Genomic DNA, 17,937 nt, shown 5'->3' on the forward strand with positions numbered 1-17,937 from the left:
CGGTCTCAGACCGCTGCAGGACGCAACGAGTAGGTTTTCAACTGATCAGCAAATTCGCGCAGGGACTGGATGCCGCTGGCTTCTGCCTCGTGAATCCACTCTTTGATGGCCGCGAGCATGTCGTGGCCATTTGCGCTGGTCTTGACCCAGATCTGCTGCAGTGCCAAGCGTTTTTCGTAAATTACCTTCAATGCCTGGCTGTGCTCGAGCATGGTCTGGATGCGCAAGTGATGGCGATCTTCCAGCAGGCTAGTCTCCCGCGACAACAAACGCTTGGCGCGGTGGAACTGGTGGCGCACCGAATGATCGACCTTGGCCAGCTCTTGCTTGACCAGCGGGCCGATCACCAATTTGCGGTACTGGGCCATGATCTGAAAGCGGTTGTTGAGGATGGCCATGGCGGTGTCCATGTCCAGATTGCCCTTGCCTTCAACGCGGTGGGCGATCGGCGCCACGCGCTGAACCTTGGCCAGACGCAGGAAGCAGAAGACTTTGATCCACGCCCAACCGAGGTCGAACTCCCACTTCTTCACCGATAGCTTGGCCGAGTTAGGGTAGGTGTGATGGTTGTTGTGCAGTTCTTCGCCGCCGATCAGGATGCCCCAAGGCACCAGATTGGTCGCCGCATCGCGGCATTCGAAGTTGCGATAGCCGACGGCATGGCCAAGGCCATTGATCACGCCAGCGGCCCACACCGGGATCCACATCATCTGGATCGCCCAGATGGTGATGCCGATGGTGCCGAACAGCAGCAGGTCGATAACGCCCATGATCGCCACGCCCAACAGCGGGTAGCGGCTGTAGACGTTGCGTTCGATCCAGTCTTCGGGGCAGTTCTTGCCGTAGATGCGCAGGGTTTCCGGGTTCTGCGCTTCGGCACGATACAGCTCGGCGCCGGTGCGAAGTACGGTGGAAAGGCCTTTGATGACCGGGCTGTGCGGGTCATCTTCGGTTTCGCACTTGGCGTGATGCTTACGGTGGATGGCGGTCCACTCGCGGGTGTTCTGCGCCGTGGTCAGCCACAGCCAGAAACGGAAAAAGTGCTTCAGGCCAGCATTCAGCTCCAGCGAGCGATGGGCCGAGTAACGGTGCAGATAGACCGTGACGGCAACAATCGTCACGTGGGTCATCAGCAGGGTGACCGCGACCAGAGACCAGGCCGACAAGCCAAGAAAACCTTCGTACCACATAGGCTATAGGGCCCTCGATAAAGATAAAAACAGCCGTTGCATTATCACCAAGCACACAGATAAAACCAGTCGCCCTTTCAGATAAGAGTCGCTGGATGTTTCTTGACCTATAATTCCAACCTTTTTGTAGGGACATGGACAGCCGAATGCGTGCCACTTACCGCGATGCTTTGCGTGCAGCGCTGCTCTATCTCGTGCTTGCCGCTGTCTGGCTGCAAGGTACTGATCATTTATTAAACAATTTCTTCGATAACTCCGTCGATCTTGCCCGATGGCAACTGATCAACGGTTACGTTTTAGCGGCGTTCAGCGCCGGGCTGATTTTCCTGGCGCGGGCGCGCTTGTGCGAGTTTCTCGGAATCGGTGCGCGGTTGCGCGAGCGCCACGCCGATCGCGAACGCCTGCGTCAAGCGGCGGCCGTCTTCGATTGCACCCGCGAAGGGGTGTTGGTCAGCAACCACCAAGGGTTGATCGTGCACGTCAATCGCGCGTTCATCGAGATCACCGGTTATCAGCGTGAAGAAGTCCTCGGGCAGCAGCCGAGCCTGTTCAAGTCCGGCCATCATCCGCCGGGTTTCTACCAAGCGATGTTCGCCACCCTGGAGTCGCAGGGCGAGTGGAGCGGCGAGATCTGGAACCGGCGTAAAAGCGGCGAGATTTATCCACAGTGGCAAACCATCCGGGTCATTCACGATGATCAGGGCCGGCTCAGCCATTACGTTGCGGTGTTTTCCGATATCAGCGCCATCAAGGATTCCGAGCATGAACTCAAACACCTGGCGCACCACGATCCACTGACCGATCTGCCCAATCGCCTGCTGTTCAGCGACCGCGCCGAACAGGCGCTGGCTTCGGCGCAGATCCACAAGCGCGGCTGCGCGTTACTGATGCTTGATCTCGATCATTTCAAAATGATCAACGACAGCCTTGGCCATAACGTCGGCGATCGCTTGCTCAAGGCAGTAGCGGCGCGCCTGCAAGAACTGTTTGGCCCCGGTATTACCCTGGCGCGCCTGGGCGGCGACGAGTTCGCGGTGTTGGCAGAGAGTTGTCCACAGCCGGTGCAGGCAGCGGCGCTGGCGCAACGGATTCTCGATGCGCTGAAGGAGCCGTTCAGCATTGATGGCAATCAGTTGTTCATCAACGCCAGTCTCGGCATCAGCCTGTTCCCCAGCGACGCGCTAAGCGCCGAGCAACTGTTGCGCAATGCCGATGCGGCGCTGTTCAAGGCCAAGAGCAGCGGCCGCAACGGTTATGCCTTGTACACCGAAGAACTGACCGCCCACGCCCAGCAACGTGTGGAGATCGCATTCGAGCTGCGCCGGGCGCTGGAGCAGCAGGAACTGCGGGTTTACTACCAACCGGTGCATGACTTGAAAACCAGTCGCTTGATTGGCGTTGAAGCGCTGGTCCGCTGGCAGCATCCGTTGCGTGGTCTGGTGTCGCCGGCGGAGTTCATCCCGATTGCCGAGCGCACCGGGCTGATCGCCGAAATTGACGCGTGGGTTATGCAGCAGGCGTGTCGACAGATGTGCCAGTGGCAGCAGGCCGGGATCGTGCTGTCGTTTGTCGCGGTGAATGTTTCGTCACGATTGTTCGCCCGGCGCGAGTTGTACCAGCAGGTGGCGCAGGTGCTGCACGACACCGGACTGGATCCGGCATATCTGGAGCTGGAAGTCACTGAAAGCGCAGTGATGGATGATCCGGAAGTGGCGCTGGAGCAGATGCACCGTTTGCGCGAGTTGGGTATTCGCCTGGCCATTGATGATTTCGGCACGGGTTACTCGTCACTGCTGCGACTCAAGCGCTTGCCGGTGCAGAAGCTGAAGATCGATCAGGGATTCGTTGCCGGGTTGCCGTGGGATGAGGATGACGTGGCGATTGTCCGGGTGATCATCGCGCTGGCCCGAAGCATGGGCATGCAGGTGCATGCCGAGGGCATCGAGCAGGTTGAGCAGGCGGCGTTTCTGCTTGAGCAGGAGTGTGATCTGGGGCAGGGCTATTGGTTTGGGCGACCGGCTCCGGCGCACGAGATAGATTGGGTGAGAACTCCGGTGATTAGCTAAGACAGGGGCAAACTTGTTCCTGCGCTCAGCAAAGGGGCGCTCTGCGTCGGCCCAAAATCGCAGCGCAGAGCGCCGCCGGCTGCATTCCTTTGCTGCGCGTGGGAACGATCAGTTTTTCAGTTATATAAACATTCTTAAATAGTCTTTTTAAGAATATCCGCGCCTCTCTTATATTGCTCCCACGCCGAACGCAGTGCCGCCCACTGCCAGGCAAATCCCATTCAAAGGAGCAGCACCATGAGCGCATCCCTTCGCAGCGTTGACGGTCAGGACGAAACCACCATCTTGCGTGAAATCCAGAGCGCCCTGCGCGATCTGCGTTTCGGCGCGGTGGAGATCACTGTGCACAACGCCCAGGTTGTACAGATCGAACGCAAAGAGAAATTCCGTTTGCAGCAGCCGGGCAAACAACCGGGCTAAAAGATCGCAGCCTGCGGCAGCTCCTACAGGGGGCTGTGCGTAGGAGCTGTCGAAGGCTGCGATCTTTGAACCGACAACACGATTCCCGAAATACATAAGAAAAAGCCACCACCCAGAATTCCAGGAGCTTTCACCATGTCGTCGATTCGCCGTTACGCTTTGGCCGCCCTGGCCAGTGCTGTGTTTGCCGGTTCCGCCGTTGCCAAGGATTACGAACTGCTCAACGTGTCGTATGACCCGACGCGCGAGCTGTATCAGGACTACAACGCTGAATTCATCAAGTTCTGGCAGAAAGATCACGCCGGCGACACCGTGAAAATCCAGCAATCCCACGGCGGTTCGGGCAAACAGGGCCGCGCGGTGATCGACGGTCTGCGCGCTGACGTCGTGACTCTGGCGCTGGCTGGCGACATCGACGAAATCGCCAAACTCGGCAAGACCCTGCCGGCCGACTGGCAGAAGCGTCTGCCGGAAGCGAGCACGCCGTACACCTCGACCATTGTGTTCCTGGTGCGCAAGGGCAACCCGAAAGGCATCAAGGACTGGGGCGATCTGGTCAAGAACGACGTCTCGGTGATCACCCCGAACCCGAAAACCTCCGGCGGCGCCCGCTGGAACTTCCTCGCCGCCTGGGCCTACGGCCTGAAAGCCAACGGCGGTGACGAAGCCAAAGCCAAAGAATACGTACAGACCCTGTTCAAGCACGTGCCGATTCTCGACACCGGTGCACGCGGTTCGACCATCACCTTCGTCAACAACGGTCAGGGTGACGTGTTGCTGGCCTGGGAAAACGAAGCATTCCTGGCGCTGAAAGAAGATGGCGGCGCTGACAAGTTCGACATCGTCGTGCCTTCGCTGTCGATCCTCGCCGAGCCGCCAGTGGCCGTGGTCGACAAGAACGCCGAGAAGAAAGGCAACGAGCAGATCGCCGAAGCTTATCTGAAGCACCTGTACAGCCCGGCCGGCCAGGAAATTGCCGCGAAGAACTTCTACCGTCCGCGTGATAAGGACGTGGCTGCCAAGTACGCTCAGCAGTTCCCGAAACTGGAACTGGTGACCATCGACAAGGACTTCGGCGGCTGGAAAACCGCGCAGCCGAAATTCTTCAACGACGGTGGCGTGTTCGACCAGATTTATCAGGCGCAGTAATCTGACCCACAACGAGCCTACTGTTTAGGCACACCACATGTGGGAGCGACGATTCGACCTGCTCGGGAAGGCTGTATTTCAGGCGACAGGGATGTTGACTGATACTCCCTCTTCGCGAGCAGGTCGAATCGTCGCACCGTCGCTCCCACATTGATGCGTTTTTAACCAAGGACTTTTATGTCGCGTCGTATCTCCCCCGTCATACCCGGCTTCGGGCTGACGCTGGGCTACACCTTGGTGTACCTCAGCCTGATTGTGCTTATCCCGCTGGCGGCGATGTTCGTCCACGCCGCGCAACTCACCTGGGATCAGTTCTGGACGATCATCTCCGCACCACGGGTGCTGGCCGCGTTGAAGCTGAGCTTCGGCACCGCGCTGTGTGCCGCGATCATCAACGGCATCATCGGTACGTTGCTGGCGTGGGTGCTGGTGCGCTACACCTTCCCGGGGCGCAAGGTGATCGACGCGATGATCGATCTGCCGTTCGCCCTGCCGACAGCGGTGGCCGGTATCGCGCTGACCGCGCTGTATGCGCCGGCCGGTCTGGTCGGGCAATTCGCCGCTGACCTCGGTTTCAAGATTGCCTATACCCCGCTGGGTATCACGTTGGCGCTGACCTTCGTCACTCTGCCGTTTGTGGTGCGTACCGTGCAGCCGGTGCTGGCCGACATTCCCCGTGAAGTCGAGGAAGCCGCCGCGTGCCTCGGTGCTAAACCCTTGCAGGTGTTCCGCCACATCCTCGTTCCCGCATTGTTGCCCGCTTGGCTGACCGGTTTTGCCCTGGCCTTCGCTCGTGGCGTCGGTGAGTACGGTTCGGTGATTTTCATCGCCGGCAACATGCCGATGAAAACCGAGATCCTGCCGCTGCTGATCATGGTCAAACTCGACCAATACGATTACACCGGCGCTACCGCCATCGGCGTGCTGATGCTGGTGGTTTCCTTCGTCCTGTTGCTGCTGATCAACTTGCTGCAGCGGCGCATCGAAACCCCATAAGGAGGCGCGAACCATGTCCCAATCGTCTATTGCGGCCGCCTCTTCGGCCAACGCTGCACGCCGTGGCAGTGCCACTTCGCGCAGAATCCTGATCGGCCTTGGCTGGCTGGTCTTTTTCCTGTTTCTGTTGCTGCCGTTATTCATCGTGGTATCGCAGGGTTTAAAGAATGGCCTCGGCGCATTTTTCACCGCGATCTTTGAGCCGGATGCGCTTTCGGCGCTGAAACTCACCGTATTCGCCGTGCTGATTTCGGTACCGCTGAACCTGGTGTTCGGGGTCAGCGCCGCGTGGTGCGTGAGTAAATACTCGTTCCGCGGCAAGAGCATGCTGGTGACCCTGATCGACCTGCCGTTCTCGGTGTCGCCGGTGATCGCTGGTCTGGTCTACGTGCTGATGTTCGGCGCGCAGGGTCTGTTCGGGCCGTGGCTGCAGGATCACGACATCCAGATTGTCTTCGCCCTGCCGGGCATCGTACTGGCGACGATTTTCGTCACCGTGCCGTTCGTCGCTCGTGAGCTGATTCCACTGATGCAGGAACAAGGCACGCAGGAAGAGGAGGCCGCGCGTCTGCTAGGTGCCAATGGCTGGCAGATGTTCTGGCATGTCACTGTGCCGAACATCAAGTGGGGCCTGATCTATGGCGTGGTGCTATGTACCGCGCGGGCCATGGGTGAATTCGGTGCGGTGTCGGTGGTCTCCGGGCACATTCGCGGGGTGACCAACACCTTGCCGCTGCACGTCGAGATCCTCTACAACGAATACAACCACGTGGCCGCGTTCGCCGTGGCGAGCCTGTTGCTGATCCTGGCGCTCTTCATCCTGCTGCTCAAGCAGTGGAGCGAAAACCGTATCAACCGCCTGCGCGCCAGCGCCGCGGAGGAATAATTCATGTCGATCGAAGTGCGTAACGTCAGCAAGAATTTCAATGCGTTCAAGGCGCTGGACAACATCAGCCTGGACATCCACAGCGGTGAACTGGTCGCATTGCTCGGCCCGTCGGGCTGCGGCAAAACCACGTTGCTGCGGATTATCGCCGGCTTGGAAACCCCGGATAACGGCAACATTGTCTTCCACGGCGAAGACGTCTCCGGCCACGACGTGCGTGATCGCAACGTCGGTTTCGTGTTCCAGCACTACGCCTTGTTCCGTCACATGACCGTGTTCGATAACGTCGCGTTCGGTTTGCGCATGAAACCGAAAAACCAGCGTCCGAACGAAAGCCAGATCGCGGTCAAGGTGCATGAGCTGCTGAACATGGTGCAGTTGGACTGGCTGTCGGATCGTTATCCGGAGCAGTTGTCCGGCGGTCAGCGTCAGCGTATTGCTTTGGCCCGCGCACTGGCGGTGGAGCCGAAAGTGCTGCTGCTGGATGAGCCGTTCGGCGCCCTCGATGCCAAGGTGCGTAAGGAGCTGCGTCGCTGGCTCGCCCGCCTGCACGAAGACATCAACCTGACCTCGGTATTCGTGACCCACGACCAGGAAGAAGCGATGGAAGTCGCTGACCGCATCGTGGTGATGAACAAGGGTGTGATCGAGCAGATCGGCTCACCGGGCGACGTCTACGAAAACCCGGCCAGCGATTTCGTTTATCACTTCCTCGGCGATTCGAACCGCTTGCTGTTGAGCGACGACAACCACGTGCTGTTCCGCCCGCATGAGGTGTCGCTGTCCAAACATGAGCTGGAAGATCACCACGCTGCTGAGGTGCGTGACATTCGGCCGTTGGGCGCGACCACGCGGGTGACGCTTAAGGTCGAAGGGCAGACGGATCTGATCGAGGCCGAAGTGGTGAAAGACCACGACAGCCTGATCGGCTTGGCCAAGGGTGAAACTCTGTTCTTCAAGCCGAAGGTCTGGCAGAAAGTCGCCAGCCTTTAACTGATCGTTCCCACGCTCTGCGTGGGAATGCATCCCGTGACGCTCCGCGTCACAGTGGACGCGGAGCGTCCATGGCGGCGTTCCCACGCAGAGCGTGGGAACGAGCAGGGTTGAAGTCTAGATTGCCGCACGATTCGGATTAACTCGTACCACCCCCGCCCGCGCCTCGATCTGCTCTTTCAATTCATGCCGCATCCCGAGCATGAACGCCACCTCGGCCACGACAAACAACGGCCCGACAATCAGCCCCGAGACATCATCGACAAACGCCGGTTTGCGCCCTTCATAGTGATGCCCGACAAACTGGATCACCCAGCCGACCACAAACATCGCCAGACCACTGCTCAGCCAGACCAGGGTGCTCTGCTGCGCCAGCACATGCCCGGCCCAGACTGACAGCCCCATCAGCAGCGTCATCAGCACCCCGAACTTCACCTCCAGACGCAGATAAAACCACGCCGAGGCCAGCGCCACGACAACGGCTGGAGATATCCACAAGCCGCCCAGCGACCATTCTGGCCGCGACAACAAAACCGCCACCGCCACCACGATCAGCGGAATGCCGATAAAGTGGCTGGCGATATTGCGCGGATCACGGTGGTAGGCGGCGTATTGACTCAGATGGTCGACGAGGCTTTTCATTGTTGTTCCTCCGGTAGGGTTGATCGCATCATCCCTCGGGATCAGGGTTCGCTCTGTCAGGCAGGCGACAATCCAGGAGTGTTTATGCAAATACGTTCACGGCTGATGAGCGGCCAGTGGTTCAGTCATCTGCCGGCGTCCTTTCAGGATAGTCTGTTGGCTACGGCCCGGGAGCGGCGGCTGACGGCAGGGCAGCGGCTGTTCCAGCGCGGTGATCCACCGTGCGGTTTATACGCGGTGCTCGACGGCGCCGTGCGTATAGGCGCGGTGAGCGAGCAGGGCAAAGAGGCGTTGTTGAGTCTGGTCGAGGCGCCGCACTGGTTCGGCGAAATCTGCCTGTTCGATGGCCAGCCGCGCACCCATGACGCCTATGCAGTCGGGCCGTGCACCTTGCTCAATATCCCTCAGGCGACGTTGCTCAAACTGCTCGACGAACACCCGGTGTACTGGCGGCATCTGGCGCTGCTGATGAGCCATAAACTGCGCCTGACCTTCATCAATCTCGAACAACTGAGCCTGCTGCCAGCCCCGGCACGCTTGGCCCATCGCTTGCTGATGATTGCCGAAGGCTACGGCGAGCTCGATGCGCCACGCCGCGTTCTGCAACTGCCGCAGGAGCAGTTGGCATCGATGCTGTCGCTGTCGCGGCAGACCACCAACCAGATCCTCAAGGATTTCCAGGGGCAGGGGATTATCGGACTCGGGTATGGAGAGATCGAAATCCTTGATGCCATGCGATTGCGCGCTCTCGCCACGATCTAGGATCTAACACCGAACCATTGTAGGAGTGAGCCTGCTCGCGATAGCGGTCTGTCAGTCACAGATTGATCAACTGACAGATTGCTATCGCGGGCAGGCTCACTCCTACAGGGGCATTTGTGTAGGGCTCAGGAACCGCGATAGGTCGAGAAACCGTACGGGCTGAGCAGCAGCGGGATGTGGTAATGCTGATCGGTCTGCTTCACTTCGAAGATCACCGGAATCTCCGGGAAGAACGTGTCGTGCTTGACCTTCTTGAAGTACTCGCCGGTCTTGAACACCACCCGGTATTCACCCGCTTCAAAAGGCTGTTTGGCCGGGAACAATTCGGCAATTCGCCCCTGTTCATTGGTCGTGCCTTGAGCCAGTGGTTGCCAGTTCTGGCCAACGTGTTTCTCCAGTGTCACATTGATACCCGGCGACGGCAGGCCGTTTTCCAGGTTGAGCACGTGCACGCTCAACGGGTTGCCGGCGGCGAGGGCTAGACTTGAAAAAGCGCTCAGGCCGAGCGCGGCGAAGGTCATGCGCAAAGTGCTCATGGATGAATCTCCTTATTGGGAACGGGTAGTGGCCAGACCGGTTTTCTCGGCAGCCTTGATCGCACAGTTTTCGTCTTGCTCGCCGCCGCCGGAACCGGCCACGCCCATGGCGCCCACCAGTTCAGATCCGAGGAACAGCGGAATCCCACCGCCGAGCAAGAGCAGCTCGTCGAGGGTGTTGAGGTTGGCGGTTTCCGGATTGCTGCGAGCCCGTTCGGCAAACAACCGGGTCGCTGTTTTGGTCGACAGTGCGGTGTACGCCTTGCGCTGGCTGGCGGCGGTGTTGTGCGGGCCGACACCGTCGCCGCGCAGGGTTACCAGTAGATTGCCGCCACGGTCGAGCACCGACACCGTGCCGGTGCAGTTGACCATGGCGGTGTCGGCGAGCAGCCGTGCGGTTTTCAGGTCGAGATCAGCGTGACGCGGCAGCTCAGGACTGGCGGCAGCGACGCCACTGAGGCCGATCATCAGGCTGGCTACAAAGTATTTGATGGTCATGGACAGGCTCCAAAAGCGAAGGTCGCCACCTTAATCGCCGCTCTTCGTCAGAACCTCGTCAGTCTGATTACAAGTTTGTAATGGGCAACGCCTTCGAAGGCGCCTAGCCTGTGTGCCTGATCAATCGAGGTGTGCCATGCGTTTGCTGGTCGTAGAAGATGAAGCCAAAACCGCGAATTTCCTCGCCAAAGGCCTGGGCGAGTCGGGTTTTGCCGTGGACGTGGCGCTCAATGGCCTCGATGGGCGCTACTTTATCGAGCAACAGGCATATGACCTGATCATCCTCGACGTGATGCTCCCCGGCCTAAATGGCTGGCAGCTGCTGCAACTGATCCGTCAGCGCGGCGCCACACCGGTGTTGTTCCTCACCGCCAAGGACGCCATTGAAGACCGCGTACGCGGCCTCGAACTGGGCGCTGACGATTACTTGCTCAAGCCATTCGCCTTTGCCGAACTGCTCGCGCGGGTACGCACGTTGCTGCGCCGCGGGCCGATGCGCGAAGCCGAGTCCTACAACATTGCCGACCTTGAAATCGATGTATTGCGCCGCCGCGTCAGTCGCGGTGGCCAGCGCATCGCCCTGACCAACAAGGAATTCGCCCTGCTGCAATTGCTCGCCAGCCGTCAGGGTGAAGTGCTGTCGCGCACGCTGATCGCCTCGCAGGTGTGGAACCTGAATTTCGACAGCGACACCAACATGGTCGAAGTCGCGGTGCGGCGTTTGCGTGCGAAAGTCGATGACCCGTACATGCCGAAACTGATTCACACCGTGCGCGGCGTCGGTTATCAACTGGAAGCCCCCGACGATGCGCTCTAGATCGATCGCCTGGCGCCTGGCGCTGGCGTTCGCATTGGTTTGCGCCGTGGTGTTGAGTGCTATCGGTGTGTTTCTCTACCGTTCGCTGGCCTCGGAAATCGCCTACCGCGACGACCTCGCGTTGCTCGGTCGACTGGAGCAAGTGCGCGCGTTGCTCGCTGACAGCGACAGCCTCGATGCCTTGCAGGCGCGGCCACGGCTGTATCAGAACATGCTCGGTAATCTCGACAGCCTGTTGCTGGTGCGCCGCGCCGACGGATCGAGCGTGATCGCGATCAATCCACGGCAACGCGAGTTGCCCGCGCTGAGCGCGATCCCCCGCGAGCAAACGCCGCAGCGCCGTGATGTGTTGACGTGGCAAGCGCCGGACGGTGCCGAACTCGCGCTGTTGTCCGGCGAAGCGCAGGGGCCGAACGGCGAACCGCTGACCGTGATCGCCGGCAAAGTGCTTAGCGAGCGCGAACAGATGCTCGGCAGCTATCGCATGCGCTTGTACCTGTCGGTTGGCCTCGGTGCGTTGCTCGCCTTTGCCTTGGGCTTGCTGTTGCTACGCCGTGGCCTGCGACCGTTGCGGCAGTTGAGCGAAGCGGTACGCGGTATCGATCTGCGTAGCCTCGATCAACGCTTGCCCGCCAACGGCACGCCCGCCGAACTACTTGAGCCGGTGCAGGCGCTCAACGGCATGCTGGCGCGGCTGGACGACAGCGTGCAGCGCCTCTCGCAGTTTTCCGCCGATCTCGCCCACGAGATACGTACGCCGCTGCACACCTTGTTGGCGAGCAACGGTCAGGCGCTGAATCATCCGCGCAGCACCGAGGAGTATCAGGAAGTCCTCGCCTCGAACATGGAAGAGTTCGAACGGCTCAAGCGCATGGCGGAAAACCTGATGTTCCTTGCCCGCGCCGAGCAGGCCGAGCGCGCGCTCAATCTGCAAACTCTGGATTTGTGCAGCGTTGGTGGTGAGCTGTGTGATTATTTTGAAGCGTTGGCGGATGACCGCGACCTGCGGCTGGACAATCAACTGCATGGCGAACTGCGTGCCGATCAGCAGTTGCTGCAACGGGCGCTGGGCAACTTGCTGGCCAATGCCGTGCGTCATGCTGACTCCGAAACCGTGATCAGCCTGCGCCGGCGTGACGAGTCGGGCTGGTGCTGGTTACAAGTGCACAACCATGGCCCGGCCATTGCGTCGGAGCATCTGGGCAAACTGTTCGACCGTTTCTATCGCGTCGATCCTGCACGGGCAGAGCCGGGGGATTCCGGTGGGTTGGGGTTGGCGATTGTGCAGTCGATCATGCAGTTGCATGGTGGGCAGGTGCGGGTCAGCAGTGATGCTGACGGCACCGTTTTTGAGTTGGGGTTTATGGTGAGCAATTGAGTAGTTCTTGATCACTTGTAATTAGGCTAATCTTGTCGAATGGCCGCATCAAATTCGATGCAAAATAAACAAATATCTTAATTTGCACCGTATTTGATGCAGGAAATCGCATGGAACAGCTTGGCGAATTGATCAAAGCCCTGCGCAAGGCAAACAAAATGACCCAGCAGGCGCTGGCTCAGCAATACGGAATGAGCCGCGCGACGATTTCGGGGATCGAAAACAACACCATTGCCGAAATCGGCCTGCGCAAAGTCGAAGCGATCCTTAACGGGTTTGGCTATGAGCTGACAGCGGTTCCACGTCAGTCTCGCCGCCCGACACTCGATACGCTACAAAAGGTCAACTTCCATGAGTGAGTCGTCGGATCGATTAAACGTCTGTATCGGCGGGCAAGCGGTGGGAACGTTGGCGCGCGGGAAAGATCGAGTCCACAGCGTCTTCAGTTACCGCGAAGAAACCAGTGCTGAAAATGCCGTGTCACTGACAATGCCGTCCCGGCTGGAAAGTTATGGTTGGGAGCATGGCATTCATCCGGTTTTCGAGATGAATCTGCCCGAAGGTGCCCTTCGTGATGAGCTGGTTCGGCGCTTCAGCAAAGCGGTTCGCGGCTTCGATGACTTTGCATTGCTGGCCATTGTCGGCCCCTATCAGCTCGGTCGGTTATCCATTGCCAGCGCATCGTTGACGGATCGCCCGCGTGAAACATCGCTGGCCGATCTGCTAGTGCACGATGGAGCGCAAGGCTTGTTCGAGGATCTGTTGCAAACCTATGGCCAGTATTCCGGAGTGTCTGGGGTGCAGCCCAAAGTGCTGGTGCGTGACAGTGCGGCTGCGATTGATCGTCTGACTCATCGCGGATCCACTCACTTGGTTAAAGCTTTTCGCGCCGATGAATATCCGCAGCTGGCAACCAACGAGTACTTTTGCATGCGTGCCGCGCAACACTGCGGGCTAGAAGTACCGAAGTTCGAGCTCAGCGAACATGGCAAGTTTCTGGTTATCGAGCGCTTTGATTTGAGCGCTTCGGGCTACCTGGGTTTTGAGGACTTTTGCGTGCTCAACGGTTGGCCGTCGAAAGCCAAATACGATGGTTCTTACGAAGGCGCAGCCCGGCAGATCAAAGCGTTTGTTTCACCCGCGCTGCTCAATCATGCGCTCGAAGCATTTTTCAAAATTGTGGCGTTGTCTGCAGGCCTGAAAAACGGCGACGCGCATTTAAAAAACTTCGGCGTGCTTTACGAAAGCTGCGGCGAGGAATCGTCAATCAGACTCGCGCCCGCATACGACATCATCACCACATCGGTCTACATAAAGAACGACAGTATGGCGTTGCTCTTGGGTGGCTCGAAGGCTTGGCCCAAGCACAAAATGCTGATGCGGTTCGGTCGTACGGCCTGCAATCTGACGGAGGCGCGTTGTAATCAATTACTGCAGCAAGTCGCTAACGGTATGCAGGTGGCAATGGGCGAAATGGCGGAGTACGGCGCCAGTCATCCGGCGTTCGCCGCAATGGGTGCTGCGATGATCGAACAATGGTCATCCGGTATGGAACGCAGTCTGGCTAAAGGCTGACGATCAGCGCAACCCATCACGAAACTGCCCCGGCGTCAGCCCCGTCCAGCGTTTGAACGCGCGGCTGAAACTGCTGGTGTCGGCGAACCCGAGCAAATAACTCACCTCACTCAACGAGCACTGCGGATCGCGCAGGTGCAGCAGCGCCAGATTCTCACGGCTCTCATTGAGCAATGTGTCGAAGCGACAACCCTCATCCGCCAAGTGCCTTTGCAGGCTGCGCAAACTCAGGTGCAAGGCCTGGGCAATGCGCTCTGCACTTGGTTCACCTTCCGGTAATTGTTCTTCAATCGCATCGCGCACTTTGCGTTCCCAGGTCAGCGGCTGGAGCTGGGCCATGGTGCGTTTGAGCACCGCTTCATTGTGTTCGGCGAGTTCCGGATTGGCGTCGTCGAGGTGGCTGTCGAAGTCGGCGAGGGCGAACTCCAGGCGATCCTCGAGGCAGCCGAAATGCACCGGAGCGCGAAAGACTTTGTGCCATTGGTGCGCATCGCTCGGTTCCGGGCGGCGCAGGTACACAGCCAACGGTGCGTAATCACGGCCAAGGCGATTACGGCAGGTGCGCACGTAGATCGCGGTGAAGGCGTCGATGGCTTCGAAGGCTGGCGCGGGATTGCCTGACGGAATTTTCAGACGAAATTGATAGCGGTCGTCGCCACGACTCAGCTCCAGTTCCAGCGCATCGCTGACCACCGGGTGATAGCGCACGATGCGTTCGAACACTTCACGCAGGCTACCGCTGGCCACCAGTGCATAACCGAGCGCGTGGAACGTAGTTGGACTGACGAAGCGTGACACGCGCAAGCCAATCGCCGGGTCGCCGCTGACCTGCACGGCAATTTCCCACAGGCGCGTGGTGCCGGACAGTGGATAGCGCGCGTTGGGATCATCCATCAAGCTCGGATCGAGCCCGGCCTGTTGACACAGGGCAATGCTGTCCAGCCCCAACGCATCGAGTTGCTTGCGCAAGGCACGGGTCCAGCTGGCGAGGGAGGTCGGTTCCTTCATGCTGATTGGCGCTTCCGGTCAACAGGTTGGCGTTCTCGGCTACCGCAATTGAAGCGTTGGCGAGGCACGATGCGAACATCATAAACCCGAGGATGGAAGCATGGACGGTACTTCTGCAAGTCCCCAACGACACAATGCGGCCCAGCGATCAGCGCATATTCGCCAAGTGGTGCTGGCCAAAGGCGTCGAACTGCGCGAACGCTACCCGATTCTCAAGCATCAGGATGCGCTGGGCGCGGGGATTCTGGCCTTTGCCCTGATCGGGATGATCGGTTCGGCGGCGCTGTACATCACCGGCCATATGGCGTGGTGGGTGTGCTTGTTGCTCAACGCGTTTTTTGCTTCGTTGACCCATGAGCTGGAACACGACCTGATCCACAGCATGTATTTCCGCAAGCAACGCGTGCCGCACAATTTGATGATGGGGTTGGTGTGGCTGGCGCGACCGAGCACGATCAATCCGTGGATTCGTCGCCATCTGCACCTCAATCACCACAAGGTCTCCGGCACTGAAACCGACATGGAAGAGCGCGCGATCACCAACGGCGAACCGTGGGGTTTTGCACGTTTGCTGATGGTTGGCGACAACGTGATGTCGGCGTTCATCCGCATGCTGCGGGCCAAGACCTGGGTGCACAAGTTCAGCATCATCAAGCGCACGCTCAAGGTCTACGCGCCGCTGGCGCTGGTGCATTGGGGCGCGTGGTATGTGTTTCTCGGTTTTCATGCGGCCAATGGCATTGCGTATCTGCTGGGTGCGCCGATTGAATGGTCAGCGACGACGTTATCGGTGATGCAGGTAATCGATATCGCCGCCGTGGTGATCATCGGCCCGAACGTGTTGCGCACCTTTTGCCTGCACTTCATCAGCTCGAACATGCATTACTACGGCGATGTCGAGTTGGGTAATGTGTTGCAGCAGTGTCAGGTATTGAACCCTTGGTGGTTGTGGCCGTTGCAGGCGTTCTGCTTCAACTTTGGCAGCAGTCACGGGATTCATCATTTTGTCGTGAAGGAGCCGTTTTATATTCGCCAAATGACGGTACCGGTGGCGCATAAGGTGATGCGTGAGATGGGTGTGCGGTTCAATGATTTCGGCACGTTTGGGCGGGCGAACCGGTTTGTTCGTCGGGATGAAGTTGCGGTGTCTGGTGAGGCGGTGGAGGCCTGACAAACTGCCCTCACCCTAGCCCTCCCGAAACGTCGGACCGCCCATAGGGAGAGGGGACTGATCGGGGGATTTTGAAGAGTTACGCCGACGTGAAATAGCTTTGTCGAATCCATAATCGACCCGATTTTTCAGGTCGATGTATAGCGAAAGACACCTCGGTCGGCCCCCTCTCCCTCCGGGAGAGGGATGGGCGGGCGGCGTTCCGATGAGGGGCTTTTGATCTTCGCCTCAATCCGGCTGAAACGGCGACTCACTGAGAATCACCCCGGTCTCCTCGACATACTGCTGCCAATGCCCGATCAACGCGCTGAGCTTCTCCGGCCGACTCAACGCCAGATCATGAATTTCCCCCGGATCACTGCTCAAATCATAAAGCTGCCAGGTCGCCGGCCCGACCGGCCCGGGGATCCACACCGCTTTCCACGACCCCTGGCGAATCGCCCGACGCCCGAACAATTCCCACCCCGTCACCGTGTGCTCGTCATGCACCTGCGCAGTCTCACCCGACAAGAACCCCAGCCACGATTTGCCACGTAACGGTGCGACCGGTTTTCCGTGCCACAACTTGCCCGGATGCCGCACACCCGCCAGATCGAGAATCGTCGGTGTGACGTCCATCACCGTGCCGAAACCATGGCTGATCTGCCCTTTGATCGCCAATTGCGGATAGTGCAACAGCGCCGGCACGCGAATCCCGCCTTCAGTGGTAAACGCCTTGAACAACCGTGACGGTGCGGTCGCCACCTGTGCCCAGTTCGGCCCGTACCAGACATAGGAGTTAGCCCGGCCAATGTTGTCGAGGCTGTTGTCGTAATGCTGGCTGAGGTACGTCACCAGTTCCGGACCGAATTTGGGGAACGCTTCCAGCAGTGCACCTTCGGCACCGTTGTCGGACATGAACAGGATGAACGTGTTGTCGAGCTGCCCCTGCTGGCGCAGATAATCGACAACCCGACCGATGTTCCAGTCCATGCGCTCGACCATCGCCGCGTAGACTTCCATGGCCCGTGCGGAAATCTGTTTTTGCTCATCGCTCAACGCGTCCCACTGCTGGGTCAACTGAATCAGTGGATGCGGCTCGACGTCTGGTTCGATCAGGCCGAGGGCTTTGAGTTTTTCCAGGCGTTCCAGGCGCAGCACTTCAGGGCCGGCGTCATAGCGGCCACGGTATTTCTCGACGATGTCGGCGGGCGCCTGCAGCGGCCAGTGCGGCGCGGAGAACGGCAAATAGGCGAAGAACGGCCGGGTCTGGTCACGCTCCTTGAGGTACTGCAGCAACTTGTCGCCGAAGGCATCGGAGGAATAGAAATCCTTCGGCAATTCGTCGAGAAACGTGTCGTCCTCGATGTACAGCGCCGGAGTGGATTTCAGCAGGCCGGGTGTTTGCTCATCGTAGGTTGGCTCGAAACCGTAATGGTTGGCCGCGCCCGGCAGCAGCGAAAACGAACGCTCGAAACCTCGCGCATGGGGCGCCAATTCAGCCTTCAAACCGAGGTGCCATTTGCCGCTCATCAATGTTTGATAACCGGCCTCGCGCAGCAACTCCGGCAGCGCCACCACCCGATCGTTGAGATAGCCCTCATAACCCGGTTTACCGATCAGTTCCGGCGTCAGCGTTTCGGCCATGGTGCCGATCCCTGCGATGTGGTGGTCGGTGCCGGTCAGCAACATCGAACGCGTTGGCGAACAGGTCGGCGCACTATGAAAATCGGTCAGGCGCAGGCCATTGTTGGCCAGGGCATCAAGGTGCGGCGTGGCGATTTCGCCGCCGAACGCACCGATGTCGGAGAAGCCTAAATCGTCGGCCAGAATTACCAGAAAGTTGGGACGTTGCGGCATCGCAAAACTCC

General features: G+C 59.2%; 18 protein-coding genes. 12 read left to right on the forward strand and 6 right to left on the reverse strand.

Going from position 1 to position 17,937, the window contains the following annotated elements; genetic code table 11:
- Window positions 1–5 precede the first annotated feature (5 nt).
- Window positions 6–1,190 carry a delta-9 fatty acid desaturase DesA gene (gene desA, locus LOY43_RS00880; protein WP_034151820.1) on the reverse strand — a complete coding sequence of 395 codons (1,185 nt, stop codon included), beginning with the start codon at window positions 1,188–1,190 and terminating at the stop codon, window positions 6–8.
- 146 nt (window positions 1,191–1,336) lie between these two features.
- Between desA and dibA the strand changes: the two genes are divergently transcribed.
- The 6 genes from dibA (at window position 1,337) to LOY43_RS00910 (ending at window position 7,700) form a co-directional block, all read left to right on the forward strand.
- Window positions 1,337–3,256 (forward strand): phosphodiesterase DibA, encoded by a 1,920-nt coding sequence (dibA, locus tag LOY43_RS00885; RefSeq protein WP_095047052.1) that lies wholly within the window; start codon window positions 1,337–1,339, stop codon window positions 3,254–3,256.
- Between the two features lie 237 nt (window positions 3,257–3,493).
- The gene (gene oscA, locus LOY43_RS00890) at window positions 3,494–3,676 is read left to right on the forward strand and encodes a sulfur starvation response protein OscA (RefSeq protein WP_034151822.1); all 183 of its coding nucleotides are present in this window, start codon (window positions 3,494–3,496) and stop codon (window positions 3,674–3,676) included.
- Window positions 3,677–3,811: 135 nt separating this feature from the next.
- The gene (locus tag LOY43_RS00895) at window positions 3,812–4,825 is read left to right on the forward strand and encodes a sulfate ABC transporter substrate-binding protein (protein ID WP_034151823.1); all 1,014 of its coding nucleotides are present in this window, start codon (window positions 3,812–3,814) and stop codon (window positions 4,823–4,825) included.
- Window positions 4,826–5,002: 177 nt separating this feature from the next.
- A complete protein-coding gene (cysT, locus tag LOY43_RS00900) occupies window positions 5,003–5,821 on the forward strand; it encodes a sulfate ABC transporter permease subunit CysT (protein ID WP_038367238.1) in 819 nt (272 codons plus the stop codon).
- A gap of 13 nt (window positions 5,822–5,834) precedes the next feature.
- The gene (gene cysW / locus LOY43_RS00905; RefSeq protein WP_038367233.1) at window positions 5,835–6,707 is read left to right on the forward strand and encodes a sulfate ABC transporter permease subunit CysW; all 873 of its coding nucleotides are present in this window, start codon (window positions 5,835–5,837) and stop codon (window positions 6,705–6,707) included.
- Window positions 6,708–6,710: 3 nt separating this feature from the next.
- On the forward strand, window positions 6,711–7,700 hold the full coding sequence (locus LOY43_RS00910; RefSeq protein WP_034151825.1) for a sulfate/molybdate ABC transporter ATP-binding protein: 990 nt from the start codon (window positions 6,711–6,713) through the stop codon (window positions 7,698–7,700).
- A 117-nt stretch (window positions 7,701–7,817) separates the two neighbouring features.
- Here LOY43_RS00910 and LOY43_RS00915 read toward each other — a convergent pair whose 3' ends face one another.
- Window positions 7,818–8,342, reverse strand: a complete 525-nt coding sequence (locus LOY43_RS00915; RefSeq protein WP_220557281.1) for a DUF962 domain-containing protein — start codon at window positions 8,340–8,342, stop codon at window positions 7,818–7,820.
- Window positions 8,343–8,426: 84 nt separating this feature from the next.
- Here LOY43_RS00915 and LOY43_RS00920 point away from each other — a divergent pair, with 84 nt between their 5' ends.
- On the forward strand, window positions 8,427–9,104 hold the full coding sequence (locus tag LOY43_RS00920; protein WP_258709067.1) for a Crp/Fnr family transcriptional regulator: 678 nt from the start codon (window positions 8,427–8,429) through the stop codon (window positions 9,102–9,104).
- A gap of 125 nt (window positions 9,105–9,229) precedes the next feature.
- On the opposite strand, the gene uraH is transcribed toward LOY43_RS00920, so the two are convergent.
- A complete protein-coding gene (uraH, locus tag LOY43_RS00925) occupies window positions 9,230–9,640 on the reverse strand; it encodes a hydroxyisourate hydrolase (protein ID WP_093440416.1) in 411 nt (136 codons plus the stop codon).
- A gap of 12 nt (window positions 9,641–9,652) precedes the next feature.
- The gene (locus tag LOY43_RS00930; protein WP_095125242.1) at window positions 9,653–10,138 is read right to left on the reverse strand and encodes a heme-binding protein; all 486 of its coding nucleotides are present in this window, start codon (window positions 10,136–10,138) and stop codon (window positions 9,653–9,655) included.
- A 136-nt stretch (window positions 10,139–10,274) separates the two neighbouring features.
- Here LOY43_RS00930 and LOY43_RS00935 point away from each other — a divergent pair, with 136 nt between their 5' ends.
- The 4 genes from LOY43_RS00935 (at window position 10,275) to LOY43_RS00950 (ending at window position 13,908) form a co-directional block, all read left to right on the forward strand.
- The gene (locus LOY43_RS00935; RefSeq protein WP_095125243.1) at window positions 10,275–10,955 is read left to right on the forward strand and encodes a heavy metal response regulator transcription factor; all 681 of its coding nucleotides are present in this window, start codon (window positions 10,275–10,277) and stop codon (window positions 10,953–10,955) included.
- Entirely contained in the window at window positions 10,945–12,333 is a 1,389-nt protein-coding gene (locus tag LOY43_RS00940; RefSeq protein WP_095047055.1) for a heavy metal sensor histidine kinase, read from the forward strand. Before LOY43_RS00935 ends, LOY43_RS00940 begins: the two co-directional genes overlap by 11 nt.
- Window positions 12,334–12,443: 110 nt before the next feature.
- On the forward strand, window positions 12,444–12,692 hold the full coding sequence (locus tag LOY43_RS00945; protein ID WP_095125245.1) for a helix-turn-helix domain-containing protein: 249 nt from the start codon (window positions 12,444–12,446) through the stop codon (window positions 12,690–12,692).
- Window positions 12,685–13,908, forward strand: coding sequence for a type II toxin-antitoxin system HipA family toxin (locus LOY43_RS00950; protein WP_095125246.1), 1,224 nt, complete (start codon window positions 12,685–12,687; stop codon window positions 13,906–13,908). The genes LOY43_RS00945 and LOY43_RS00950 overlap by 8 nt, the downstream gene beginning before the upstream one ends.
- A 3-nt stretch (window positions 13,909–13,911) precedes the next feature.
- On the opposite strand, the gene LOY43_RS00955 is transcribed toward LOY43_RS00950, so the two are convergent.
- Window positions 13,912–14,916 (reverse strand): AraC family transcriptional regulator, encoded by a 1,005-nt coding sequence (locus LOY43_RS00955; RefSeq protein WP_095125247.1) that lies wholly within the window; start codon window positions 14,914–14,916, stop codon window positions 13,912–13,914.
- Between the two features lie 100 nt (window positions 14,917–15,016).
- Between LOY43_RS00955 and LOY43_RS00960 the strand changes: the two genes are divergently transcribed.
- Window positions 15,017–16,087 carry a fatty acid desaturase gene (locus tag LOY43_RS00960; protein ID WP_258709068.1) on the forward strand — a complete coding sequence of 357 codons (1,071 nt, stop codon included), beginning with the start codon at window positions 15,017–15,019 and terminating at the stop codon, window positions 16,085–16,087.
- Window positions 16,088–16,315: 228 nt separating this feature from the next.
- Here the strand turns inward: LOY43_RS00960 and LOY43_RS00965 are convergent, their stop codons facing one another.
- Complete coding sequence (locus LOY43_RS00965; protein ID WP_258709069.1) at window positions 16,316–17,926, reverse strand: arylsulfatase; 1,611 nt, start codon at window positions 17,924–17,926, stop codon at window positions 16,316–16,318.
- Window positions 17,927–17,937 lie beyond the last annotated feature (11 nt).

Origin of the sequence: Pseudomonas sp. B21-041, assembly GCF_024748675.1 — a bacterium.
GTDB lineage: Bacteria > Pseudomonadota > Gammaproteobacteria > Pseudomonadales > Pseudomonadaceae > Aquipseudomonas > Aquipseudomonas neuropathica.